This is a genomic window from Sorangium sp. So ce145 (assembly GCF_051525985.1).
Taxonomy (GTDB): domain Bacteria; phylum Myxococcota_A; class Polyangia; order Polyangiales; family Polyangiaceae; genus Sorangium; species Sorangium cellulosum_B.
In genome coordinates, this window is sequence record NZ_CP150315.1 from 7,372,151 (window position 1) to 7,395,318 (window position 23,168).

General features: G+C 71.6%; 17 protein-coding genes. 10 read left to right on the plus strand and 7 right to left on the minus strand.

Annotated elements, in window-relative coordinates; translation table 11 throughout:
* Positions 1-6: 6 nt before the first annotated feature.
* The 3 genes from WMF34_RS27050 to WMF34_RS27060 all read left to right on the plus strand — a co-directional run bounded on the left by WMF34_RS27050 (position 7) and on the right by WMF34_RS27060 (position 9,225).
* Complete coding sequence (locus WMF34_RS27050) at positions 7-5,715, plus strand: DNA repair ATPase (RefSeq protein ID WP_437989582.1); 5,709 nt, start codon at positions 7-9, stop codon at positions 5,713-5,715.
* A gap of 310 nt (positions 5,716-6,025) precedes the next feature.
* A complete protein-coding gene (locus tag WMF34_RS27055) occupies positions 6,026-7,228 on the plus strand; it encodes an FIST signal transduction protein (RefSeq protein ID WP_012237874.1) in 1,203 nt (400 codons plus the stop codon).
* Between the two features lie 563 nt (positions 7,229-7,791).
* Entirely contained in the window at positions 7,792-9,225 is a 1,434-nt protein-coding gene (locus WMF34_RS27060; RefSeq protein ID WP_437989583.1) for a hypothetical protein, read from the plus strand.
* A 74-nt stretch (positions 9,226-9,299) separates the two neighbouring features.
* On the opposite strand, the gene WMF34_RS27065 is transcribed toward WMF34_RS27060, so the two are convergent.
* Both WMF34_RS27065 and WMF34_RS27070 read right to left on the minus strand, forming a co-directional pair.
* The gene (locus WMF34_RS27065) at positions 9,300-10,262 is read right to left on the minus strand and encodes an L-lactate dehydrogenase (RefSeq protein WP_437989584.1); all 963 of its coding nucleotides are present in this window, start codon (positions 10,260-10,262) and stop codon (positions 9,300-9,302) included.
* 123 nt (positions 10,263-10,385) lie between these two features.
* Positions 10,386-11,576 (minus strand): mechanosensitive ion channel family protein, encoded by a 1,191-nt coding sequence (locus WMF34_RS27070; RefSeq protein ID WP_012237877.1) that lies wholly within the window; start codon positions 11,574-11,576, stop codon positions 10,386-10,388.
* A gap of 83 nt (positions 11,577-11,659) precedes the next feature.
* On the opposite strand from WMF34_RS27070, the gene WMF34_RS27075 reads away from it, so the two are divergent.
* Entirely contained in the window at positions 11,660-12,106 is a 447-nt protein-coding gene (locus tag WMF34_RS27075) for a CoA-binding protein (protein WP_437989585.1), read from the plus strand.
* 117 nt (positions 12,107-12,223) lie between these two features.
* Here WMF34_RS27075 and WMF34_RS27080 read toward each other — a convergent pair whose 3' ends face one another.
* Entirely contained in the window at positions 12,224-12,646 is a 423-nt protein-coding gene (locus WMF34_RS27080; protein WP_437989586.1) for a cupin domain-containing protein, read from the minus strand.
* Positions 12,647-12,876: 230 nt separating this feature from the next.
* Between WMF34_RS27080 and WMF34_RS27085 the strand changes: the two genes are divergently transcribed.
* Complete coding sequence (locus WMF34_RS27085; RefSeq protein ID WP_012237880.1) at positions 12,877-13,914, plus strand: PA0069 family radical SAM protein; 1,038 nt, start codon at positions 12,877-12,879, stop codon at positions 13,912-13,914.
* Between the two features lie 345 nt (positions 13,915-14,259).
* On the opposite strand, the gene WMF34_RS27090 is transcribed toward WMF34_RS27085, so the two are convergent.
* Positions 14,260-14,634 carry a molecular chaperone DnaJ gene (locus WMF34_RS27090; protein ID WP_437989587.1) on the minus strand — a complete coding sequence of 125 codons (375 nt, stop codon included), beginning with the start codon at positions 14,632-14,634 and terminating at the stop codon, positions 14,260-14,262.
* Positions 14,624-14,881, minus strand: coding sequence for a hypothetical protein (locus tag WMF34_RS27095; RefSeq protein ID WP_437989588.1), 258 nt, complete (start codon positions 14,879-14,881; stop codon positions 14,624-14,626). Before WMF34_RS27095 ends, WMF34_RS27090 begins: the two co-directional genes overlap by 11 nt.
* 354 nt (positions 14,882-15,235) lie before the next feature.
* Between WMF34_RS27095 and WMF34_RS27100 the strand changes: the two genes are divergently transcribed.
* The 5 genes from WMF34_RS27100 to WMF34_RS27120 all read left to right on the plus strand — a co-directional run bounded on the left by WMF34_RS27100 (position 15,236) and on the right by WMF34_RS27120 (position 20,433).
* The gene (locus WMF34_RS27100) at positions 15,236-15,721 is read left to right on the plus strand and encodes a DUF1801 domain-containing protein (protein WP_012237882.1); all 486 of its coding nucleotides are present in this window, start codon (positions 15,236-15,238) and stop codon (positions 15,719-15,721) included.
* Between the two features lie 260 nt (positions 15,722-15,981).
* Positions 15,982-17,118 carry a translation initiation factor IF-2 gene (locus tag WMF34_RS27105; protein WP_437989589.1) on the plus strand — a complete coding sequence of 379 codons (1,137 nt, stop codon included), beginning with the start codon at positions 15,982-15,984 and terminating at the stop codon, positions 17,116-17,118.
* A 316-nt stretch (positions 17,119-17,434) separates the two neighbouring features.
* On the plus strand, positions 17,435-18,694 hold the full coding sequence (locus WMF34_RS27110; RefSeq protein ID WP_437989590.1) for a lamin tail domain-containing protein: 1,260 nt from the start codon (positions 17,435-17,437) through the stop codon (positions 18,692-18,694).
* A gap of 475 nt (positions 18,695-19,169) precedes the next feature.
* Positions 19,170-19,949 (plus strand): sensor histidine kinase, encoded by a 780-nt coding sequence (locus WMF34_RS27115; protein WP_012237885.1) that lies wholly within the window; start codon positions 19,170-19,172, stop codon positions 19,947-19,949.
* Positions 19,950-19,974: 25 nt separating this feature from the next.
* Positions 19,975-20,433 carry a tellurite resistance TerB family protein gene (locus WMF34_RS27120; RefSeq protein WP_012237886.1) on the plus strand — a complete coding sequence of 153 codons (459 nt, stop codon included), beginning with the start codon at positions 19,975-19,977 and terminating at the stop codon, positions 20,431-20,433.
* Positions 20,434-20,518: 85 nt separating this feature from the next.
* Here WMF34_RS27120 and WMF34_RS27125 read toward each other — a convergent pair whose 3' ends face one another.
* Positions 20,519-21,622 carry an NFACT RNA binding domain-containing protein gene (locus tag WMF34_RS27125; protein ID WP_437989591.1) on the minus strand — a complete coding sequence of 368 codons (1,104 nt, stop codon included), beginning with the start codon at positions 21,620-21,622 and terminating at the stop codon, positions 20,519-20,521.
* Between the two features lie 678 nt (positions 21,623-22,300).
* Positions 22,301-23,152, minus strand: coding sequence for a hypothetical protein (locus WMF34_RS27130; protein WP_437989592.1), 852 nt, complete (start codon positions 23,150-23,152; stop codon positions 22,301-22,303).
* Positions 23,153-23,168: the final 16 nt, after the last annotated feature.

The following is a 23,168-nucleotide window of genomic DNA, read 5'->3' on the forward strand; positions in this document are numbered from 1 at the left end:
GCATGCATGGTGTCGACAGGGGCCTTGGACGGCGCGGCCCGAGCGGCGGGGGCGTCCCCGCCGCAGGCGGCGGAGCCGCTGGATGGGGGCAATTACGAGGTCATCCGGCGGCGGCTCGTCGAGCGCGCCGAGGAGCTCGCCCGCCGCGCCGAGGCGCTCAACGCGCGGCGCAAAGAGGTGTTCGGCGGCACGGACCTCGCGCTCCTCGAGAACGCCCGCGTCAGGACCGAGAACAACTGCGTGCCGCGCGACATCGTGAGCATCCGGGGCAAGCTGCTCGTCGGCTACCTCGTGTTCATGGGGCTGAAGGAGGTCAACGTCGGCGACGTCTTCAGCCTCCACCGCTTCGCGAAGGACGGCGGCGCGTTCGACCTGTCCCACGTGCCGCTCGACGAGGGCGACGCGTTCCTCGGCGACCCCAACTTCGTCAAGGAGTTCAAGGACCTCCACCGCTACGTCAAGGAGCCCCGGCTGCTCCAGCTGCGGCGCAGCGGCGACACGCGGCTGCTCGCCATCTTCCAGGTCGGCGCGACCGAGCGCGACACCAAGGTGTTCCGGTGGAGCATCGACGCGACCGGGCGCATCCGGTACCTCGACGCGCGCGGCGACGAGGACAACGTCCGGCCGCGCGCCCACGACTTCGCCTGGACCCAGGCCACGCGCGACGACCACGTGCAGGGCAAGCACCCGCACGTCGCGATCCTCGGCGAGATCTTCGTCGAGACGGTCGGCGGCGATCTCACGGTCAAGGTCGAGAACAACACGACCACCGGGCTCGGCATCTACCGCGAGCCGGTCGACGACGCGGGCCAGGCGCTCGACGACGCCGACATCCAGTACGCCCGGCTCGGGCCGCTCATCCTGCTCAAGATCAAGCCGTTCCGGGAGCCCTCGTACCGCTACCTCGTCTACAACGGCCGCACCCGGAAGGTCACGCGCATCGACGCGATCGGCCTCGCCTGCCTGAGCCTCCCCGAGGACCAGGGCATCGTCTTCCCGAACGGCTACTACCTCATCACCGGCGAGACGAAGCGCTTCGAGGGCAGCACCGAGAGCCTCGTCTTCGAGCGGGTCATCCGCTCTCCGAACGGGGAAGACGTGCTCTACGTGTTCCACCAGGTCGTGGAGGGGCGGTACGTGCTCTTCCCGTACAACCTGATCCGCAAGGAGATCGCGACGCCGATCCAGTGCCACGGGTACAGCCTCTTCGACGACGGCAAGATGGTGATCTTCCGGGCGTCGAGCGACGAGGCGACCCGCGTCCACCCGATGCAGATCTGGCAGACGCCGTTCATGACCGCGGAGTTCGCGGCGTCTGCGCCGACCGACGGCTCGTACCTCGCGAAGGTGGGCAACGCCGACCTCGTCCGGGGGATCTCCGACGCGCTCAGCATGCGGCGCGCGGCGCTGGACGGGTCGCCGACCCGGCAGACGTACGAGGATCTCATCAGGACCGCCGAGCGGATGGCCGACGCCTACTACTGGCTCGGCCACGCCGAGGCGGGCGATCTCCTGTCCGTCGTGAACGAGCTCCGGGGCGTCTCCGAGAGCATCGTCGACGAGTTCGAGAAGGTCGAGGGCATCAAGGCGCGCGCCGCAGCCGCGCTCGCCGAGGCCGAGGCGGCACAGCGGCAGCTGCTCTCCGGGGTGCGGCCCGAGGATGCGGCGAGCGTCGACGCGTTCCTGAAGGCCCTGACCTCGCTGCGGCGGCAGCGGGGGCACCTCATCACGCTCCGCGAGCTCAAGTACATGGACCTCGGCCGCGTCGACGCGCTCGAGGCCGAGATCGTCGCGCGCGCCGACGAGGTGAGCCAGGCGTGCGTGACGTTCCTCCTCGGCGAGCAGGCGTTCCGCCCGCTCTGCGACCGGCTCGCGGGCCTCATCGCGAAGATCGAGGCCGTCGCGAAGTCGCCCGAGCTCGCGCCGTTCGCCGCGGATCTCGACGCCGTGAACGAGGGGCTCTCGGTCCTCGCCGAGATCGTGGCGAGCCTCAAGGTCGACGACCCCACGGCGCGGACCCGGATCCTGGAGGGGATCAGCGAGGTCTACGCGCAGCTGAACCGCGCGCGCGCGACGCTGAGCGCCCGCGGCAAGGACCTGCGGGGCGCGGAGGGGCGCGCCGAGTTCGGCGCGCAGTTCAAGGTGTTCGGCCAGAGCGTGTCGAGCGCGATCGCGGTGTGCGACACGCCCGAGCGCTGCGACGCCGAGCTGTCGAAGCTGCTCGTCCAGCTCGAGGAGCTCGAGGGGAAGTTCGGCGAGTTCGACGAGTTCCTGGGCGAGCTCGCGGCCAAGCGCGAGGAGGTGAACGACGCGATCGCGGCGCGTCGACAGGCGCTGCTCGACGAGCGGCAGCGGCGCGTCTCGAACCTCGTCGCCGCGGCGGACCGGATCGTCCAGGGGGTGGCGCGGCGGGCGCGCACCTTCGCGGGCGTGGACGAGCTCAACACGTACTTCGCGTCCGACGCCATGGTCGCGAAGCTCCGCGATCTCGCGGCCGATCTCCACGCGCTCGGCGACAGCGTGAAGGGGGACGAGGTCGAGGCGCGGCTCAAGTCGGCGCGGCAGGACGCGCTCCGGGCGCTGCGCGACCGCGAGGACCTGTTCGAGGGCGGCGGCGACGTCATCAAGCTGGGCCGCCACCGCTTCAACGTGAGCACGCAGGCCCTGGAGCTCACGCTGGTCCCGCGCGGCGACGGGCTCGCGCTGCACCTCACCGGGACCGACTTCTTCGAGCCGATCGAGGACCCGGCGCTAGAGAGCGCGCGCGATCTCTGGGGCCAGGAGCTCGCGAGCGAGACCCCCGAGGTCTACCGGGGCGAGTTCCTCGCGGGCTCGATGCTCGCGGACGCGGAGGCGGGGCGCGGCGGGCTCTCGATCGAGCGGCTGCGCGAGGCGTCGCTCGGCCCGGGCGGGCTGCTCGGCGCGGTGCGCGCGTACGCGGAGGGCCGGCACGACGAGGGCTACGAGCGCGGCGTCCACGACGCGGACGCCGCGCTGATCCTGGAGAAGCTGCTCGCGCTGCGGTCCACGGCGGGGCTCCTGCGCTTCGGGAGCGCGCCGCGGGCCCTCGCCTGCCTGACCTGGGCGGGGCTCGACGCGCGCGCCCGGGACCTCGCGCACCGGCGGTCGCGGAGCCTCGGCCGGCTCGCCGCGCAGCTCGGCGAGAGCGAGGCGCGGGCGGCGCTCGCGGCCGAGCTCGCGCAGGGCGTGGCCGCGGCGGCGGCGGCGCATCGGCTCGAGGCGAGCGCGGCGGACGTGCGCGTGGCGGCGCGGTACCTCGTGGAGGAGCTGGCGGCGGAGCGCCCCCGGTTCGTGACGAGCGACGCGGCGCTCGCGCTGCGCGACGCGCTGCTCGCGCGCCTCGACCTCGAGGGGGGCCGCGCGGCGTTCGAGGAGGACCTGCGGCAGCTCGAGAAGCACCCGGCCGAGCGGCTGGAGCTCGCGCTCGCGTGGCTGCGCGGGTTTGCCACGGTCGCCAACGATGGGGGCTCGCCCGGCAAGCCGGGCTCTGCCCCCAAACCCTTGGCCAACGATGGGGGCTCGCCCGGCAAGCCGGGCTCTGCCCCCAAACCCCCGGGCCCTGCGCTCAAGCACCTCGCGCTGGAAGCGGCGGTCGTCGTCGTGACGGAGCGGCACATCGAGCGGGAGCCGAGCGGGGCCGTCACCGAGGCCCGCGTCGAGGGGCTGCTCGGGCAGCACCCGCGCATCAAGGAGCGCGCGATCGCGCTCCGGCTCGACGAATTCCTGAGCAGGATCGAGGACTTCCTGCACGAGAGGGCGCCGCGCTACCGCGCTTACAGGAAGGTGCGGAGCGAGATCGCGGAGCGGGAGCGGAAGCGGCTGCGCCTCGAGGAGTTCGCGCCGCGGGTGCTCACGTCGTTCGTGCGCAACCGGCTCATCGACGAGGTGTACCTGCCCCTCGTCGGCGCGAACCTGGCGAAGCAGCTCGGCGCCGCGGGCGACGTGAAGCGCACCGACCTGATGGGCATGCTGCTGCTCATCTCGCCGCCGGGCTACGGCAAGACGACGCTGATGGAGTACGTCGCGAGCAAGCTCGGCCTCGTGTTCATGAAGGTGAACGGGCCGTCGCTCGGCCACGAGGTGACGTCGCTCGACCCGGCCGAGGCCCCGAACGCGACGGCGCGCCAGGAGGTCGAGAAGATCAACCTGGCGTTCGAGATGGGCAACAACGTGATGCTGTACCTGGACGACATCCAGCACACGAACACGGAGCTGCTCCAGAAGTTCATCTCGCTCTGCGACGGCCAGCGCCGGATCGAGGGCGTGTCGCGGGGCCGGACGAGGACGTACGACCTGCGCGGCAAGAAGTTCTGCGTGGTGATGGCGGGCAACCCGTACACGGAGTCGGGTGCGCGGTTCCAGATCCCCGATATGCTGTCGAACCGGGCCGACACGTACAACCTCGGCGACGTCCTCGACGGCAAGGAGGCGCTGTTCGCGCTGAGCTACCTGGAGAACGCGCTCACGTCGAACCCGACGCTCGCGCCGCTCTCCGGCCGGGCGCCGGGCGACACGCACAAGCTCATCCGGATGGCGCAGGGCGAGGCCATCGCCGCGACGGAGCTCGAGCACGCCTACTCCGCCGCGGAGGTCTCGGAGATGGTCGCCGTGTTCGAGCGGCTCTTCCGGGTGCAGAAGGTGCTCCTGTCCGTGAACCTCGAGTACATCCGGAGCGCGTCGCAGGACGACGCCTTCCGGACGGAGCCGCCGTTCAAGCTGCAGGGCAGCTACCGGAACATGAACAAGCTGGCCGAGAAGGTCGTGGCGGCGCACACGCCCGAGGAGGTCGACCGGCTCATCGACGATCACTACGTGAGCGAGTCGCAGACGCTGACGACGGGCGCCGAGCAGAACCTCCTCAAGCTCGCCGAGCTGCGCGGCCGGATGACGCCGGAGCAGGCGGCGCGGTGGGACGACATCAAGAAGGGCTTCGTGCGGATCAAGCGCATGGGCGGCAAGGAGGACGACCCGGTCGTGCGCGTGACCGGCACGCTGTCGATGCTGGGCGAGCAGCTCGAGGGCATCCGCGGGGCGATCGGGAAGGCGGCCGCGGTGGCGCAGGCGGGGGACGCGCGGGCGCGGGAGATGAAGCAGTGGCTCGCGCCCGAGATGGAGCGGCTCTCCGCGGCGCTCAAGGGGGTGGCGCAGCCGCGGGTCGACGTGAAGGTCGAGACGGATCGCTCGGTGTCGGAGTTCGTGGGGCACCACCTGTCGCTGGTGGAGCGGCTCGTGGCGCCGCTCGCGAAGGCGACGACGCAGAGCGCGTTCGGCATCCGGGCGATCGAGGCGCAGGTCTCGGAGCTCGCGCAGGGGCTCCGGTCGCTCGAGGAGAAGATCCGCGCGGCGGCGCGCCCGCAGAGCCAGCCGCCGCCGCCGCGCTTCGAGGCGCGGGTCGGGGCGGCGTCCCCGGCGAACTTCTACCGGACGGCGCCCGCGGCCGACGTCGTCGACCACGGCGGCATCTTCGTGCCGACCTTCCGGCCGCCGCCTGCGCGCGGGACGACGGTGGCGCTCAAGATCCCGTTCGCGGAGGGCGGCGAGATCGACGCGGTGGGGGTGGTCGAATGGACGCGCGAGGCCGAGGAGGAGGGCCCGCCTGGGTTCGGGGCGCGCTTCGTGCGGCTCTCGGGCGAGCAGCGGGAGCTCGTGGAGGGGTTCGTGCGGCAGCGGGAGCCGATGCTGCTCGGCATGTGAGCGCGCTCGCAGAGACGGCACTCGTACGCTCTGCTGTCGATGCCGCGCGACGCCGCGCTCGCGCGTAGGGCGGAGCATCGCGCGGTGCTCCGGCGCGGAGGTATGCGGCCCGAGCACAGCATCCTAGCTGAGCCGATGCTGCCCGATGCTCGTCACCCGAGCGATCGGGCGCGCGCGGCGGGCGCCTCTCCTCTATGAGGAGTAGAGCGGCCTCCCTCGTGCGTGATATCACCGTCACGACGCGGTTCGTCGGAGATGGCCTGGATCCGAAGCCCGCGCTCCGGCGCCGGGCACGCAGGAGCTTCAGCGCATGAAGATGATGACCCTCGGACCCTTTGACGGGAACGCGTGGCTGCTCGGCCGGAAGATCGAGCGAACGGTCGCGGAGTGGAAGGAGCCCGCGCGGCTCGCGATCGTGGCCATGCCGAGCGGGACGAAGCACGAGGAGTACCTCGCCGCGGTCGAGGACGCGACGGGCGTTCCGGTGGTCGGAGCCACCACGGGCGGGGTGTCGTTCACGGAGCGCGGCTTCAGCAGGAGCGGGGTGACGTGCGCGTTCCTCGGGGGAGCGAACGTCGAGGTGGCGTGCACCGCGGCGCGCGAGCTGCGCTCGGATCACGGCAAGAGCATCAGGGCGGCGCTGAGCGACATGGACGAGGCCGTCTCGAGCGGCAGCGGGCGGAGCGGGGCGACGAGCTCGATCCTGGTGCTGGCGGACGCGTTCGCGTGCGACGGCGACGATCTGGTGGCCGCGCTCCGCCAGGGCGTGCCGCCGCACACGCGCGTCTTCGGCGGGACGGCGGGCGACGGCTGGACGTTCGAGGGGGCGCGGGTGTTCCTCGGCCGCAAGGTGCTGACGGACGCGGCGGTCCTCGTGCGGCTGACGCACCGGCAGCGGGTGAACATCGACGTGGTGCACGGGTTCCGCGCCGCCGAGGGCGGGCGGGATTTCACGATCACGGACATCGAGCGGAACGTGCTCAGGACGCTGGACGGGCAGCCTGCGGCGCGGGTGTACGAGGAGGAGCTCTCGCGGCTCGGCTTCCGGTCGAGCGGCGAGGGGCTCCTCCAGACGATGGCGAAGCACGCGCTCGGGGCGAAGACGCCGTTCGGCGAATCGCTGAAGATCAGGTCGCCGATCGCGATCCGCGGGGACGGCGCGGTGGTGCTGACCGGGGGGCTGGCGCGCGGGCAGGTGGTGCGCGTCGTGAACGCGGCGACCGACGCGGTGCTCCAGGCGGCGAAGAGCCTGTCGACCAAGGTGCTGGGGCCGCTGCCCGCGGTGGCCGGTTCGCTGGTGTTCGACTGCGCTGCGCGGTTCCGGATGCTGGGCGAGCGGTACCGGGAGGAAGTGCGGGCGTTCCTCTCGCCGAACGCGGCGTCGAACCCGATGTTCGGGATGGCGTGTTACGGGCAGATCGCGAAGTTCGGGGGGAGCGTCGAGGGGTTCTACAACACGAGCGCGGTCATGGTGGCCTGGGGGGAGTCGGACCAGGGGACGGCTGGCGGGTGAGCTTTGCTGGGCGGACTGGGCTGACGAAGAGGCGGGGCGGATCGTTGCGCGGTGTGGGGGCTTTGCTGAGCTGACCGGCCCGAGGAGAGGCAGCCCGCCGCGCGGTGGATGGCACGAGCTTTGCGCCTGCACCGCCTGCGCCGGCGCCGACATCGAATCAGCGTGCGCCCGCACCGTCCTCTGGCACGAGCGCGCAGGCGCAGCGCTCGCCGCACCGGCCCTCGACCCGATAGCCGAAGGACGATTTCATAGGCATTAACCAAGCTCGGTCACCGAAGCCCACCTCACCATCGATCACCAACGTGAACGTGGACGTTTACGTTAGCGGTCACGGCGACATGCGATCGGCGTCGCCTACGACGCCGCCCCTATCGAAGTTACCCCCGAGCAGAGCGTCGGGTCCTCGTCGTGCATGAGCCCGGCGCACGTCATTCGCTGAGCCTACGACAGTGACACGGAGGAGTGACTTCATGCGATGCAATCCATTGGAGAAGACTCATCGATTCCGGTGCGCCGCCGTTCTCGCCGCGGCATTGTGCGCGACCGCGTGCCAGCGGGCACGAATGTACGAGGAGCCTGAAGGACCGACGCCGGTCGTCGGGTGCGACGTGTTCGCGAGCGCGAGCGCCGCGCCTGGAGGCGCCGGGACGCGCGACGCTCCCTACGCGCGCCTGCAAGAGGCGATCGACGACGCGAAGGGCGGGACGGTTTGCGCATGCGCCGGCCATCCTTTCGCCGAGGCCGTGACGCTGCCCGCGGGGATCGAGGTGCGCGGGGACTTCACATGCAATGGAGAGTGGAAGCAGAGCTCGGATGCGAAGAGCACGATCGCGGGGCCGGCGGGACAGGTCGCGCTGACCCTGACGGGCGACGCGGACGGGGCGAAGGTGCATGGATTCGTGATCTCCGCGGCGAGCGCGACAGAGCCTGGCGGGTCGTCCATCGCGGTCGCCGTGGCGGACATCGCGGCCGAGCTGAGCCACCTCGAGGTGCGGGCCGGCGACGGCATGCCCGGCGCCGACGGTGAGCCGGAGGCGACCGCGGCAGACGCCGGGAAGGACGCTCCGGCAGAGGGAGAGCACGCACCAACGAATGCCTGCGTAGTTCCCGCGCGCGGTGGTGAGTCCGGACGGATGACGTGCGGTGACGTGGTCACCGATGGTGGCCCGGGCGGGACCGGGGAGACCTCGCCCCTCTCCGTGAGTCTGCCCTCCACGCCCGCGGAACCCGGTGAGGGCGGCAAGCCGCTCGCGAGCACGCCCCCGGACGGGTATGGAGGCACGGTCGACGCCTCGGGAACCCGCCAAGCAGGCATCGCCGGAGCCACTGGCGCCAGCGGGACGCCTGGCGAAGGCGGCCAGGACGGGAGGCTGACCCTCGCCGGCATCACGGACGGGGACGGCGCCCCCGGCCAGCCCGGCAAGCCGGGCCAGGGAGGCGGAGGGGGAGCTGGCGCACGCGTGCTGGGCGTCGTTTGTACCTTCATCGACGGACGTCCGGCAGACGGCGCTGCCCCGGGCGGTGGAGGTGGAGGCGCAGGAGGATGCGGCGGCAAGGGCGGCGCAGGCGGGAGAGCCGGCGGGTCCAGCCTCGGAATCGTGAGCATCGGGACGAAGCTGAGCCTGGCCGATGTGACCGTCACGGTGGGTCATGGCGGCCATGGAGGAACTGGCGCCGCAGGACAGAGCGGCGGAGAAGGGGGGCGAGGTGCGCCGGGCGGCACGAACCGGAACGATACGAATGCGCCCGACAACGGGGCCGGGGGGAAGGGCGGGCGCGGCGGCGATGGCGGCCCCGGAGGCGGCGGGCGCGGCGGACATGCGATCGGCATCGCCTACGACGCCGCCCCTGCTGCCGTGCCGTCGTTGAAGGAGTTCATCCCTGGAGAGCCGGGTGAAGGCGGTCCGGGAGGACTCGAGTCGTCGTCCAACGCAGGCCGCGCCGGCGTCAGCGCCGCATGCTGGAGCTTCAAGACAGGGACGCGCTGCGCGCCGTGAGCCGCGACCGCCGCCACGCGGCACACCTCGAGGAAGGCCTATTCGAAGATGGGCAACGGCCGCACGGGGTCGCCTCAGAATCCGAGCGATCGGATCGCCTTGCGGATCGTGTCCGCGCTGGCCCGGACGCCGGCCTCCTCCTCGGAGCTCATCGGGATGGGCAGCTGTGACTCGACGCCGGACCGGTTCACGATGCACGGCACGCTCAGGCAGACATCGTCGATCCCGCGATAGCCGCACAGCAGGCTGCTGACGGGCAGCACGCGGTTCTCGTCGCGGAGCAGGGCCTCCAGGATCTTGGCGGTCGCGAGGCCGATAGCGTAGTTCGTCGCGCCCTTGCCGGAGATCACCTGGGCGGCGGCGTTCTTCACGTTGGAGAAGATCTCCGCCCGCTCGGTCGCGCCGAGGTGGCCGTGGCCGGGCACCGACCACGCGTCGAGCGGGATGTTCGCCACGCTCGCGCTGCTCCACAGCGGCACCTCGCTGTCCCCGTGCTCTCCCGCGATGTACGCGTGGACGTTCTGCACGGCCACGTCGAGCTGCCTCGCGATGAGGAACCTGAACCGGCTGCTGTCGAGCACCGTGCCGCTGCCGATCACCCGGGCGGGCGGGAGGCCTGTCAGCTTGAGCGTGACATACGTGATCACATCGACCGGGTTGGTGACGAGCAGGTAGAGCGCGTCCGGCGCGACGGCCAGGAGCCTCGGCAGCAGCTCGCGGCATATCGCGACGTTCGCGGTGGCGAGGTCCATCCGGCTCTGCCCGGGCTTCTGCTTCGCGCCGGCGGTGATCACGACGACGTCCGCCCCGCGGCAGACCTCGACGTCATCGCTGCCATCGAGCGTGGCCGCCGGGACGAACTGCAGCCCATGGTTGAGGTCGAGCACCTCGGCGCCGACCTTGGCCCGGTTCACGTCGAACAGGGCGATCTGCTTCGCCACGCCGCGGAGCAGGCACGCATAGGCGATCGTCGCGCCGACGCTGCCCGCACCCACGATCGCGACCTTGCTGGGAGAGACGGATTGGTCGTCAGGCATGCCGCCGGGGTACCGCGGCGGGGCGGGTGGACCAAGGCAAATCGGGCCGCCGAGCCCGCGCGGACGCGGCGGTGATCGCCCGACGGCGGGGCGGCCGGCGCCTCGACCTGAGCCCGCGCGGGCTCAGCGGTGACCGTCCGGCGCCGGGGCAGCCGGCGCCGCGACGATCGCCGCCAGGACCGCCGGCGCCGCCCTCGGGTCAGCGGCGGGCACCGCGGTGCCGGCGGGCCCTGCGGCGCCCTCTGCGAGCCCCGGGGCGCCAGCCGGGGGCCGTATCTCGACGGCGAGGGCCGGCTGCGCCGCGGCGGGGCTGAGCGCCACGCCCTCGTCGCGGCACGCGCGGAAGAACGCCTTCATGACCTCGGACTCCAGCAGATCGTGGCGCTCGAAGTCGGCGATCCAGAACTTGATGACGTAGCGCTGGAAGAGCGGCGTGACGGCGGCGAGCCAGAGCCTGGGCGCGGGCTCGCGCAGCACCTCGGGCACCTCGCTGCAGGCGCGCTGGGCGGCGCGCTCCACGGCCTCGGGCGGGGCGGCGAGCGCGACGAGCATCTCGACGTTGCGCGCGCAGTTCCGGTCCGGCGCGCAGAAGTTCTGGACGCGCGCCTTGGCGATGATCGAGTTCGGCAGGATCACCACGTCTCCGGAGAACGTCCGGAGGCGCGTGGAGCGCCATCCCACGTAGATGACCTGCCCCTCGACCCCGTCGACGAGGATCCAGTCCCCGACCCCGAACGAGCGCTCGGAGTGCAGGGCGAGCCCGGCGAACAGGTTGCCCAGGGTGTCCTGCAGCGCCAGGCCGAGGACCACCGTGATGACGGTCGAGGTCGCGAGCAGCGGCACGAGGTCGACCCCGGTGACCGCGCCGACGATCGAGAGGCCGGCGACCAGGTAGAGGATCGTGAGCAGGAGGTGCCGCACCAGCGCCGGGAGCAGCACCTTCCTGCGCTCGGCGAGCCAGTAGTCGATGACCAGGGTCTCGGCGATCTCGATGGCGAGGTACGCGGCGAGGGTGAGCTCCAGGAGGAGCACGCCCTTGTGGAGCGTGGGCAGCTCTCCCCCGCGAAGGGAGATGAACGCGTGCAGCGCGAGCAGCGCGACGAGCATGCGCGCCGGCAGCCGCATGCGGCGGACCAGGAGGTCGTCCAGCGACGTCCGCGTGGCGCCCGCGAGGCGCGAGAGCGAGGCGAAGACCAGGCGGTAGACGAAGAAGCCGAGCGCGAGGACGGAGGCCGAGATCGCCAGCGCGACGGGCATCGAGGCGGGAGAGCGGATGAGGTCGGCCCAGAGCGCGGGGAGCCGGTCGAGGTTCACGCGGCCGAGTCTGCCACAACTCGGCCACGACCCGAGCGCGGGGATCCGTCGCCGAGCCGCGCCCGGGGGCGTAGACTCCTTCCATGAACGACATTCGCGATATAAGCGACGACGAGGCCCGGGTGGCGGAGCTGGTGCGCTCGGCGCGGCGGATCGCCGTGCTCGGCATCAAGACCGAGGCGCAGTCGGATCAGCCAGCGTTCTACGTGGCCAGCTATCTGCAGGGCGCGGGAGTGGAGGTGATCCCGGTCCCTGTCTACTACCCTGACGTGAAGACCATCCTCGGGCAGCAGGTCTATCGCCGGGTGGCCGACGTCCCGGGCCCCATCGACATCGTCGATGTCTTCCGGCGGGGCCAGGACGTCGCCGGGCACCTCGACGACCTGCTCGCCGCCCGGCCGCGCGCCGTCTGGCTGCAGAGCGGCATCCGGAACGACCAGGTCGCCGAGCGGCTGGTCGAGGCAGGCATCCTGGTCGTGCAGGACCGCTGCCTGATGGTGGAGCACCGCCGCCACGCAGGGCGGGGCTGAGGCGTCGAACGCCGTCGAGGACATCGAATTCCTCGGCGACTCCGATCCACCGCGTCCTGCGGCAACCTGGCGCGGCTCGGCCCCGGGTTGTCGGACGGCGGGCTCGGCGTGGGGCGACTACACCGCTCGGTGCTGCGTCCCCTTGCCGAACGTGATCGCCAGGAAATCCCCCGGCTCGTGCACGATCATCCGGTGCCACACCCCTTGCGGCACCGTGCACGCCGTCCCTGCGCGCAGCGCGACGACCCGCTCGCCGCCCTGGTCCTGCAGCACCACGTCGATCGCGCCCGAGAGGAGGTACAGGATCTCGTCCCCGGCCGGGTGCATCTCCCACCGGGGCGTGTCCTCGGCCATGTGAAACCGCGTCACGAGCCAGCCATCCACGCGCTTGACCCGCCGGATGTCGGCGCCCGCCGGCTCGTCGGACATGAGCTCTTGCCAGAACGTCGGCTTCACCTCGATCTGCAGCGCATCCCCCGCGTCCGCGAGGTGCAGGTAGGTGCTGCGGAGATCGAACCCAGGCTGTTTCGGCTCGGCCATCTTTCCCTCCCCCGTCTCGACTGAGGGCGTCCATGCCAGCAGGGCTCCCCTACCGCGTCAATCCGCTCTTCCCGTCGTGGCCTCCCCGCCGGCACGACCGGTGCGTCCCAGGCGCCCCGACGGAGCCCGCCGGGCTCTACTGAACAAACGCTCCCATCCTGACCGGAACGCGCTAGACTGCGCTCGCAGCGCTCGCAGCGCTCGCCGCTTCGCCCGGAGCACTCCGCATCATGCCGCGCCCCGTGAACAACCCTCCGAACCCATGGTCGTCGACGCAGGTCGAGTACCTCGAAGAGGCGCCCCCGGCGACGCTGCAGATCTTCGAGGAGCAGGCCCGCTCCATCGTGACCGCGAACGACAGCCCCGATCTTCCCTTCCGGTACAGCGTCAACCCGTACCGGGGCTGCCTCCACGCGTGCGCGTACTGCTATGCCCGGCCGTCGCACCAGTACCTCGGGTGGGGCGCCGGGACGGATTTCGACCGCAAGATCGTGGTCAAGTCGAATGCGCCCGAGCTGCTCGAGAAGGAGCTCAACAAGCCGAGCTGGCAGGGAGACACCATCGTGTTCTCGGGCAACGTCGATTGCTACCAGCCGCTCGAGGCGAGCTACGAGCTCACCCGCCGCTGCCTCGAGGTGTGCCTCGCGTTCAGGAACCCGGTCGGGCTCATCACGAAGGGCGCGCTCGTGCGGCGCGACGCCGCGTTGCTCGGCGAGCTGGCGCGCCGGGCGCGCGCCCGGGTCCACTTCAGCATCCCGTTCGCCGACGACGCGGTGGCGCGCAAGATGGAGCCGTATGCGAGCCGCTCTTCGCTGCGCTTCGACGCGATGCGGGCGCTCTCCGACGCGGGGGTGCCGACGGGGATCTCGCTGTCGCCGATGATCCCCGGCCTGAACGACAGCGATGTCCCGGAGCTCCTGGAGCGCGCCCGGGCCGCTGGCGCGGAGAGCGCGTTCATGATGCCGCTGCGCTTGCCGCGCGAGGTGCTCCCGGTCTTCGACGAGCGCCTCGAGGAGGCCTTCCCGGACCGCGCCGCCAAGGTCCGCCGCGGCATCCAGGAGATGCGCGGCGGCAAGATGAACGAGGCCGCCTTCGGGGCGCGCTTCCAGGGCGCGGGCCCGCGCTGGGCGGCGATCCAGCGGCTCTTCGAGGTCCACTGCCAGCGGCTCGGGCTCAACGTGGCGCGCGGCAGCGGCGAGTACATCGAGCGAGAGGGCGAGTCGACGTTCAGGCGGCCGAGCCGGCAGGGGACGTTGTTCGACCTCTGAGCGTGGCCTGCGGGCTCGTCGTGATCGTGCACGACGAGCAGCGCGGTGCTTGCCGACGGATTCGCTGCTGACGGCTCGGTGCGCCACGAAGCAGTAGATCCGGCCGGCGCCGGTCACGCCGGTCTCGGCGGAACACGCCGTGGGCAAAGCCAAGGAGCGCGATCCAGATCGGCCAGCTGGAAACGTGCATTCTCCGAGGGGACCTCACGGCGGCAGGGCCGGAATCCTCTCTGTCGCCGGCGCCTTGCTGTTTCGTGACGTAGCCACCACCCGAGAAGGAAAACTGCTACCCAAGGATCGCGGCGCCAGATGCATGACGTGGCGCTCGCGGCTGCCCTTCGCCGATCACGATCCGGGCGGACGTAGCTGCTTGCGGACCTTCTTGATGAAGGTCTGGGTGCACTTTCCGTGGGTGGCCTCGTGCTCCATGATCTCGAGCGTGAGCTTGGCCTTCGTCCCGCTGGAGAGATGAGCAGCCGCGTTCACCTCCCTGGCGAGCTGGATGCCTTCCAGCGACACAGGTCCCTCCGGCTTCTGGACGGCCGCCTGCTTGTTCGGCTGCCGGAAGTGGGAGGGCTTCGTCTTGGTGACGTCGCGGAAGCCGGTGTCGTCCGAGCGCCGGCCGGTGCCGTGGCAGCCCGGACAGGTGGCGGTGGTGCCGGAGAACGAGTTGGCGATGCGGCCGTCGCCGCCGCAGATGCCGCAGGATTCACCAGCCATGAGCCTGGCCCTCGGGTCGGGGCAGGTGCTTCGGGTCCTTCATGCCCGAGAGCATACAGCCGATCGTGGCTCGTGGAAGCTTCGCCTGGGGTGGTCCTCCATTTTGTGCGTTGCGGCTGTGCGCGGCGTCGCGCGGCGTCGCGCGGCGCGGCGTGGCGTGCTCCGCGTCGTTCGGCTCGCCCCCGCGCAGGGGCGAGCGGGACGCCGCGAACCCATCCGGGTGGGCTGGCTCGTCCACGCGGGACATGGGTCGCTTCCATCTCCCGGTGGAAAGGCGCGGTGGTGCTCAATATCGAGCAACGTGCCCCGGTAGACGTGGAGCAGCGGGCAGACCGAGGATCAGGTGACGACGCTGAAGAGGCTCAAGCGCCAGATGTACGGCCACGCCAGCGTGGGGCTCCTGCGCCAACGATCGCTCCTCGCGGCGTAAAGGCGCATCTCCGTGTTGCGCCGGCTGCGAGGCCGACCTCACCGCCTTGACATCCTCGCGTCGGTTCGGCTTTTCTCCCCCTGAGCGCGTCCGATCACGACTGTCGTGTCACGCGAGATCCCCTGAAAGGGCGCTGGAGCTCGGGCCGTCGAGTCAGGCGCACAACACATCATGAAGCGCACAACCGAGAAGCCGAGCAAGCCGCGCGCGAAGGCGCAGAAGGGGTCGCCCGAGAGGCGCGAGCCTCGGGAGGCCCCCGGAGCGCCCGCCGATGCGCAGGAGAGCCCGGCCGTCGTCGCGTTCCTGCGCGAGCTGGATCATCCGCGGAAGGAGGCGATCGTGGCCCTCCGGCAGATCATCCTCGGCGTCAGCCCGGCGATCCGCGAGGAGATCAAGTGGAACGCGCCGAGCTTCCGGACGACCGAGCATTTCGCCACGTTCAACTTGCGCGCAAAGGACCGCGTCCGGCTCATCCTTCACCTCGGAGCCAAGGTGAAGGACACAGCGGCGAAGGGGCTCGAGATCGCGGACCCGGCTGGCTTGCTGGAGTGGCTCGCCAAGGATCGCTGCCTCGTTACGTTCAGCGACGGAGAGGACGTCCAGGCAAAGCGGGCGGCGCTGGAGTCCGTGTTGCGCGCGTGGCTCCGATGGATCTAACCCCTGCGCTGGTAGCGGGCGAGCGGGACCGAGCGTATCTGTCCGCAACGGTGCGGCGGGAGAGCACCCTGGATGACCGACGAGCGGCCTCGGACGCCGCGATTGACCCCGCGGCGGCGCGCAAACCAGGGTGGGTCGCGACAGATCGTCGATAATGGTGCTTGCGTTCGACGATTTGTCCACCATAACGCAGCACAAACTGCGTGCGGGACCTCGAATCACGTGAATCTACACGGCGCAATGATTGCCATCACCGCACCGTGACACTTGTTCGCCGCCTCGCGCTCGGCCTCGGATTCATCATGGTCATCGCGGTGATCGCGTGGGCCTCAAGTATCGTGAGCCCCCCCACCCCGCAGCGGCCGCGACCGCCGGTGGTCCGAGCTGGCGCCTCCGCACCCGAACCACCCTCCCCTCCCGCGCTGCAGCCCACCGCCATCTCCGTCCCGAGCCGGCCGGCGCCTGGCAAGCCTCCCACCGAGCCGATACCGCCGCGGGCGTCGGCGCGCAGTCCGGAAGATCAAGCCCCCCAGGAGCCCCCGTCTGTCCCCATCGATGAGGAGCCGATCGAGCGTCCGATCCACGATGCCCCCACGAAGTTAGCCACCCCGCTGCGCCCCGCGCGCCCGCCGGAACAGTCGGCGTTCCGGCGGAGGTTACAGCCCGGGCTGTGTACGGACCCCAGCGAGGCAGCCGGCGCGCAAGAGACGTTGATCTCCCACTTCCGCCACGAGACGTGGGGAGATGCCGGGCGCCTGTATGTCGACCCCAGGCTGCCGGACGACGCACACCTGCCTCTCCTCGATCACCTCGAGCATGCGGAACGGGAGGTGTTCTACCGGCTGGAGCTCAAAGCCGAGCGGCCTGACGTCTTCGCGTACCTCGATACGGACCTGCTCACGGCTGCTGCCTGCACCAACCGCGGCGTGGTCGCCTTTTACGACGGCGCGCTGCACGTGGTCACGACGCGCGCGGACGCTCGGACCAGCGTCGTGCACGAGTACACGCATCACGTGCTGATGAGCCATGGCATGCTGGGGCCGGCCTGGGCGCAAGAGGGCATTGCCATGGTTGTCGCGCAAGAGACATGGTGGCTCAACCCGGCCAGGATCGAGCAGGTGAGGGACGCTCCGATGTCCCTGCAGCTGATGGAGCAGGCGGTCCCCTACACGCTCCGCACGGACGATGCCCTGATGTTCTATGTGCAAGCGGCCGGCATGGTCCGCTGCTTCGTTCGCGGCGACGACGCCAGGTTGCGGCGGCTCATGCGCGCGATGGGCGCGGATGAAGAAGCGGCGCGCGACGGATCATCCGACGAGCTCGCGCAGCTCCTCGAGCCCTCCACCTGGGAGTCCTGCATCGACTATCTGATGAGAGACATGGCCCCGCTGCGCTAATCCCTCGTCGCCCTGGCATTCCACAGCCGAGTGGACTCGTTCGATCTGTTATTTTTAGGCGGATCAGCGGATCGTACTTTGTGTACGCCATGTCAACTGCCGGTCGTTGACATGGCGTACACAAAGAACGTCCCCTGAGCCGACCAGAAAGCCCAACAGATCGAACGAGCCCACCTGGCCGTGCAATATTCCACCACGCAGGCGCTCGCGCCGAGGATCTCGACTATCGGCCGTTGTGACATGGCGCGCTCGAGTGCTATCGTTGCTTGGTGCCGGCGACCGGTTGGCGAGAGCTCAAGGCCGAGGGAAGAGGACGATGAACCTCCGGTCTCACGCGACCGTCGTCGCGATGGCATGGCTGGCCGCGTGCGGCAGCGGGCCGAGCGAGCCGCCTTTGCCAGCGCCGTCGGGCGGAGCAGGTGGTACGTCGGCGGCTGGCGCCTCGCCCGCGGCAGGCGGCTCGAGCGGGAGCGCAGCACAAGCAGGCGGCGCGGGAATGGGCGGCGGCGCTGCGGCTGTCGCGGGCTCGACCGGCGTGGCCGGCAGCCCGAACGCCAGCGGCGCCGCCGACAGCGCCGGAGCGGGTGGAGCGAGCGCGGGGGCGGGCGGTGCCGGCGCGTGCCCGGCGGGCTCGATGCAGCTGTCGCCGTGGCCTGGCAAGGCCGAGGTACGCACGCTCGACAGCGAGGACGCGTTCGAGAGCGATCTGAGCGGGCTGACCTACGAGGCGCCCGGCGTGCTGTGGGCGACCGACAACCTCTCCGCCAGGCTGTTTCGGTTGTTGAAGAGCGGAGCGAGCTACGCGCCGGACACGTCGAATGGCTGGGCCTCCGGCAAGCGGCTACGTTACCCGAACGGCAAGGGCACGCCCGACGCGGAGGGAGTGACGCTCGCCGCCACGAGCGCCGCGGGCGTCTACGTGTGCGCCGAGCGCGACACGGACGATCCGTCCGTGAGCCGGCTGTCCGTGTTGCGCTACGACGTGACGGCCGCCGGAGCGACGCTGACCGCGACGCACGAGTGGAACCTCACCGCGCTCTTGCCCGAGGTCGACGCGAACGCGGGCCTGGAAGCGGTCACCTGGGCGGCTGACAGCTTGCTCACGGCGCACCACTTCTTCGACGAGAGCAAGGCCCGAGCTTACGTCCCGAGCGACTACGGCGAGCACGGCGCCGGCCTGTTTCTGGTGGGCGTGGAAGCGACCGGCAAGGTGTACGCCTTCGCGCTGAATCACGGGAGCGGCGCGGCCACCTTGGTGGCCAGCATCTCGACGCCGCTCGCGGGTGTGATGGGGCTCGAGCTCGACCGTGACACCGGGAGCTTGTGGGCATCCTGCGACGACACGTGCGACAACCAGTCCGCCGTGTTCGGTATCGACGACGCGCTCGGGCGCTTCGTGCTGGAGCGGCGTTTCAGGCCCCCCGGCGGACTGCCGGACTCCAACAACGAAGGCATCGCGCTCGCGCCGGACGCGGAGTGCAGCGGCGGCGTCAAGCCGTTCTTCTGGACCGACGACGCCGGCGCCGACGGCTTTTCCCTGCGCGAAGGCTCGCTCGCTTGCGGTTGCCTCCAGTGACCGAAGGCCGTGTGATGGAGCGGCAGCGCCTCGGGCGCCGGAACGAACGCCCCCCTGAGCCGCTGTCGAGCTCATCACGCATCACGACGAGATCGGGAATCACCGGGACACCCGTGCCGCTGCTCTCCCTGAGCCGGGCGGAGCCGAACGACGCGTCACGCGACGCTGACGGCCTCCTGTGCCCCGACTGGGCCCGACAGGAGCGCACACGATACCCCGGCAGGGTGCGCCGCCATCACGCGCGTCGCTGCGGCGGCGCCGCGCCGGCCCCGGATGATCAGCACCGCGGCCTCATGGCCCTCACAAGCCGCGAACCGCGTCGGAGCCCCGCCCGCGGATTGGGCCTTGCGACCGGCGCACGGAATGCTGTACCACGGAGACCGCAGTGCGTTTTCGTGGGGGGTCGCACCGGCGCGGCCCGCTCCTGGTCTATCTTGGACACGCGGCGATACCGCGCGCCCGCTGACGAGCCCTCATGACCTCATCTGCCCAGGATCGCGCCACGGCCCGCCCGGCATCCCGCCGCAAGCTGCTCCTGAACCCGCGATTCCAGCTCAAATACACCGGGCTCCTGGTCTCGGTGGTGCTCGCCGTCATGGTGGCGCTCGGACTCGTCATCTGGCAGACCGCGAGCGTCGCGAACGAACAGGCGCGCTACGCGGCGACCCAGGCGGAGCTCGCGCTCAAAGAGGCGGCGAACAGCGCCAAGATCCTCAAGATGAGCACCGCCGCCCTGGGCGGCGACGGCGCCGACCTCGGCAGCACCCTCGACGAGGAGCTCGAGAAGACGAACCGCGAGTACGAGCGCAACCTGGCAGAGGTCGCCAGGCGGCGCGCCGACGTCGAGGCGCTGCAAGGTCGCCTCCTCGGCATCCTCGTCGGCGGCGGCGCGTTCCTCCTCGCCGTCCTCGGCGTGCTCGGGGTCTTCATCACCCAGCGCATCGTGGGGCCGGTCCACCAGCTGAAGCGCCTCTGCCGCCAGGTCGGCACGACGCGGCTCACCATCGGAGAGGGGCTGCGAAAGGGCGATGAGCTCGGCGACCTGTTCGACACGTTCGTGCAGATGACCTACTCGCTCAAGGCGCTCCAGACAGGCAGGCTCGCGACGCTCGACGCGACCATCGAGCGGGCCGAGGCCGAGTCGGCCTCGGCCGAGGTGCTCGCGCGGCTGCGCGCGCTCCGGGCGCAGCTCTGCCTCGGCCTCAGCGAATCGGAGGCGGTGCGGCGCCGCGGCCCGAAAGGTGGTGAGTCATGAGGCGAATCGCCGGGGCGGTGGAGACATGAAGCCTCCCGAGTTGGTCCAGCAGGCGGCCGGATTGCTCCGCGCCCGCTTCGATCTCAACGAGTACAACCCGACCCCGATCGTCGACCTCGGCGCGCTCGTGGCGAACGCCGACGGCACCGTCGACGCCGAGGAGATCGACGCCCTGCGCCAGCTCATCGAGCCGATGCTCGGCGCCCAGCTCAACGTCGAGCTCGTCCGCTACCTCATCGAGGCGAGCCTGAAGGTGATCGCCGCGGCGGGGGTCGAGCCGCGGGTGCGCCTGCTCGCGGAGATCCTCATGGACTGCGACGCGGTGGAGGAGGGCATCATCATCGCGCTGGCGGTCGCCCACGCGAGCGAGGGGATCTCCGACGCGGAGCGCGCGGTCATCGAGTCGCTCGCCCGCGCGGCCGAGCTCCCCGCGCGCCGGCTCGATCAGCTGAACGAGCAGGTCCGGGCGGCGTTCGCGACCTGACGGCGGCCCCCGCCGGCGGCGCGGGCTCCGGCGGGGGGCGAAGAGCTGCGGCGCTGGACGTGGCCTCCGCCGGCCGTGCGCGGCGTCAGCCCTCTTCCTTGGTCGCGAGCAGCCGCGAGAGGCGGCCGTCCTCGATGCGGACGGCGATGACCTTCTCCCGGTCGAAGACCACCGCGCCCGGGGCCGCGCCGCGCGGCTTGCGCACGTAGCGGCGCTGGACGTAGCTCACCTCGCACACCGCCTCGCCGCGCGCGTCGCTGAAGTGCGCCGCCAGGGTCGCGGCGTCCACCAGCACGTCCGCGGGGCAGCTCGCCCCCTTCGCGAGCGGCACGACGACGTGCGAGCCCGTGACGCCCTTCGCATGAAGCCAGAGGTCGTGCGGCCGCGCGTGCTTCGTCGTCAGCGCGTCGTTGTCCTCGGCGCCCCGGCCGACGAGGATCGCCGCGCCGGACGCGCTGCGGTAGGCGTGGAACGGCCGCCGCGGCGCGGGCCGCCCGGCCCTGAGGGCGCGGGCGCCGGACGCCCCGGGCTCGCCGGCGAGCTCCGCGCGCGAGACGCCGAGGGAGCGGGCGCGCTGCGCGAGCGGCTCGAGCGCCTCGGGCCGCGCCTCCGCCGCGGCGATGTCCGCCTCGAGCGCGGCGATCGCCGAGAGGGCGCGCTCGGTCTCGGCGAGGCGCGCGCGCATCACCGCCTCGCCGCGCTGGTAGCGCCGCGCCTTGGCGAAGAAGGCCTCGGCCTGCGCCTTGGCGGGGCGCGACGGGTCGAGCGCGATCTCGATCTTGCCGCCGGTCTCCCAGTCGTCGAGGAGCGCCTTCGCGGCGCCCCGCGGCACACGGGCGCCCTGCGCGAGCAGGAGCTGCCCCGTCTTCTGCAGGCGCGCGACGCTGCCCAGCCGCCCGAGATCGCCGCGCACCGCCTCGGCCCTGCGCTCGAGCGCCGCGCGCCGCGCCTTCACGGCGCGCGCGAGCGCCGCCTTCTCCTGCCCGGCGGCGGCGTCGTCGCTCGCCTCGACGAGCGCCGCGCCGGCGGCCAGCGGATCCGCCGGGTAAGCGACCGCCGCCTGCGGGGCGCCCCCCTGAGGCGGCCAGCGGAGGATCAGGCGGCCGGCGGCGTCGAGCAGCCGCGCCTCGCCGCGGCGTCCCGGCGTGAGCTCCAGCCGCGCCCCTGGGGACGAACCGAACGACCCCAACCTGGGTGGGGGCGCCGCTGGCCCCAACCCGGGTTCGCGTTCGGCCAACCCCAACCCCGGTGCCGCCGGCCCCAACCCGGGTTCGCGTTCGGCCAACCCCAACCTGGGTGCGCCATCTTCACCCACTCGGTCATTTTCCACCATGACTGCCGGCCCCAACCCGGGTTCGCGTTCGGCCAACCCCAACCCCGGTGCCGCCGGCCCCAACCCGGGTTCGCGTTCGGCCAACCCCAACCCCGGTGCCGCCGGCCCCAACCCGGGTTCGGGCGCGGCCAACCCCAACCTGGGTGCGCTCTCTTCACCCCCTCGGTCATTTTCCACCATGACCGCATCATCATCACCCGCGACGATCACGATGCCGTCGCCCCGCACCTCGATCGCCAGCACGCGGCGGCCGACCAGGTGCGCCCTCATGGCGGCGACGAGCGGGTGCGACGCGCCGGCGCGGAGCCGGGGCAGCCTCGGCAAAATCCCTACCCCTGAAACGCGCGGCCCGATGCCGGCGCCGAACACGCGCCGCGTCCCGCCGTAGACGGCGAGCGCGACGAGCCCCGTCGCCGGGTTCGCGTGCGCCGCGTCGATCCGCGCCCCGACGCAGCGGGCGAGCGCCTCGGCGAGCGCCCCACCCTGCGCCGCGCCCCCCGTGTGGTCCTCCATGGCGAACGCCGCTCGTGCCCCTCAGCGCAACGCTTCGAAGTACGGCCCGCAGCAGCGACGCCCGAGCTCGCAGGTCTCGCCGCGGTCCTCGCACGAGGCCACCTCTTCACCGTTGACGAAGCAGGAGCAGAGGGTCCTGCCGGAGCTCTGGGGGCGGCACTCGGCCGCGACGACCATGCCCCGGCACGCTCCCTTGCAACTGCAGGCCCCGCCGGGATCGCCGGCGCACGCGATCCTCGGACAGCCGTCGCCGTTCGCGCACCCGTTGTACTCGTCCAGCAACCGCGAGCACCGGGGCCCGATGAGGTTGCAGTCGAAGCTGCTCTTGATCAGGCAGTCGAAGTACGGGATGAGCAGATCGTTGCACTGGGGCGCCTGGTCCAGCTCCCTGTCACACATCGTCCCGCAGCCGTCCGGCACCGACACCCCGCACAAGTCCTCGTAGCGCTCGCAGTAGCGCGCGCACGCCGACCAGGCCTCGCCGCCGCCCGCCCCGGTGGAGGCGCTCGCTGTCCCCGCCGTGGCCATCCCGGTCACGCTGGAGCTGACCGCGCTGGAGCCGTTCCCGCCGGTGCCACCCACGCCGGAGCCGACCGCGCTGGTGCCGCCCCCGCCGACGGTCACCCCGGTGGAACCGCCCACGCCGGAGCCGCCCACGCCGGAGCCGCTCACGCTGGTGCCGCCTACGCCGACGCTGACCGCGCTTGCGGCGACCGTACCCGTGCTGATCGCGCTGGAGCCGAACGCGCCCGCGCCGATCGCGCTGGAGCTCGTCACCCCCGCGCCTCCTGATCCGTCGGGCATCCCATCGACGACGACGTTGCCACCACACGCGCTCCCCCACGCCAGGGCGGCGAGCGCAGCGGTACGCATCCCGAGCATCGTCATT

Excerpts from the sequence above, each read along its gene's own strand:
- WMF34_RS27050 (WP_437989582.1), top strand. The coding sequence starts at position 7 with ATGGTGTCGACAGGGGCCTTGGACGGCGCGGCCCGAGCGGCGGGGGCG.
- WMF34_RS27055 (WP_012237874.1), top strand. The coding sequence starts at position 6,026 with ATGAAGATGATGACCCTCGGACCCTTTGACGGGAACGCGTGGCTGCTC.
- WMF34_RS27060 (WP_437989583.1), top strand. The coding sequence starts at position 7,792 with ATGTACGAGGAGCCTGAAGGACCGACGCCGGTCGTCGGGTGCGACGTG.
- WMF34_RS27065 (WP_437989584.1), bottom strand. The coding sequence starts at position 10,262 with ATGCCTGACGACCAATCCGTCTCTCCCAGCAAGGTCGCGATCGTGGGT.
- WMF34_RS27075 (WP_437989585.1), top strand. The coding sequence starts at position 11,660 with ATGAACGACATTCGCGATATAAGCGACGACGAGGCCCGGGTGGCGGAG.
- WMF34_RS27080 (WP_437989586.1), bottom strand. The coding sequence starts at position 12,646 with ATGGCCGAGCCGAAACAGCCTGGGTTCGATCTCCGCAGCACCTACCTG.
- WMF34_RS27085 (WP_012237880.1), top strand. The coding sequence starts at position 12,877 with ATGCCGCGCCCCGTGAACAACCCTCCGAACCCATGGTCGTCGACGCAG.
- WMF34_RS27090 (WP_437989587.1), bottom strand. The coding sequence starts at position 14,634 with ATGGCTGGTGAATCCTGCGGCATCTGCGGCGGCGACGGCCGCATCGCC.
- WMF34_RS27095 (WP_437989588.1), bottom strand. The coding sequence starts at position 14,881 with ATGTCCCGCGTGGACGAGCCAGCCCACCCGGATGGGTTCGCGGCGTCC.
- WMF34_RS27100 (WP_012237882.1), top strand. The coding sequence starts at position 15,236 with ATGAAGCGCACAACCGAGAAGCCGAGCAAGCCGCGCGCGAAGGCGCAG.
- WMF34_RS27110 (WP_437989590.1), top strand. The coding sequence starts at position 17,435 with ATGAACCTCCGGTCTCACGCGACCGTCGTCGCGATGGCATGGCTGGCC.
- WMF34_RS27115 (WP_012237885.1), top strand. The coding sequence starts at position 19,170 with ATGACCTCATCTGCCCAGGATCGCGCCACGGCCCGCCCGGCATCCCGC.
- WMF34_RS27120 (WP_012237886.1), top strand. The coding sequence starts at position 19,975 with ATGAAGCCTCCCGAGTTGGTCCAGCAGGCGGCCGGATTGCTCCGCGCC.
- WMF34_RS27130 (WP_437989592.1), bottom strand. The coding sequence starts at position 23,152 with ATGCGTACCGCTGCGCTCGCCGCCCTGGCGTGGGGGAGCGCGTGTGGT.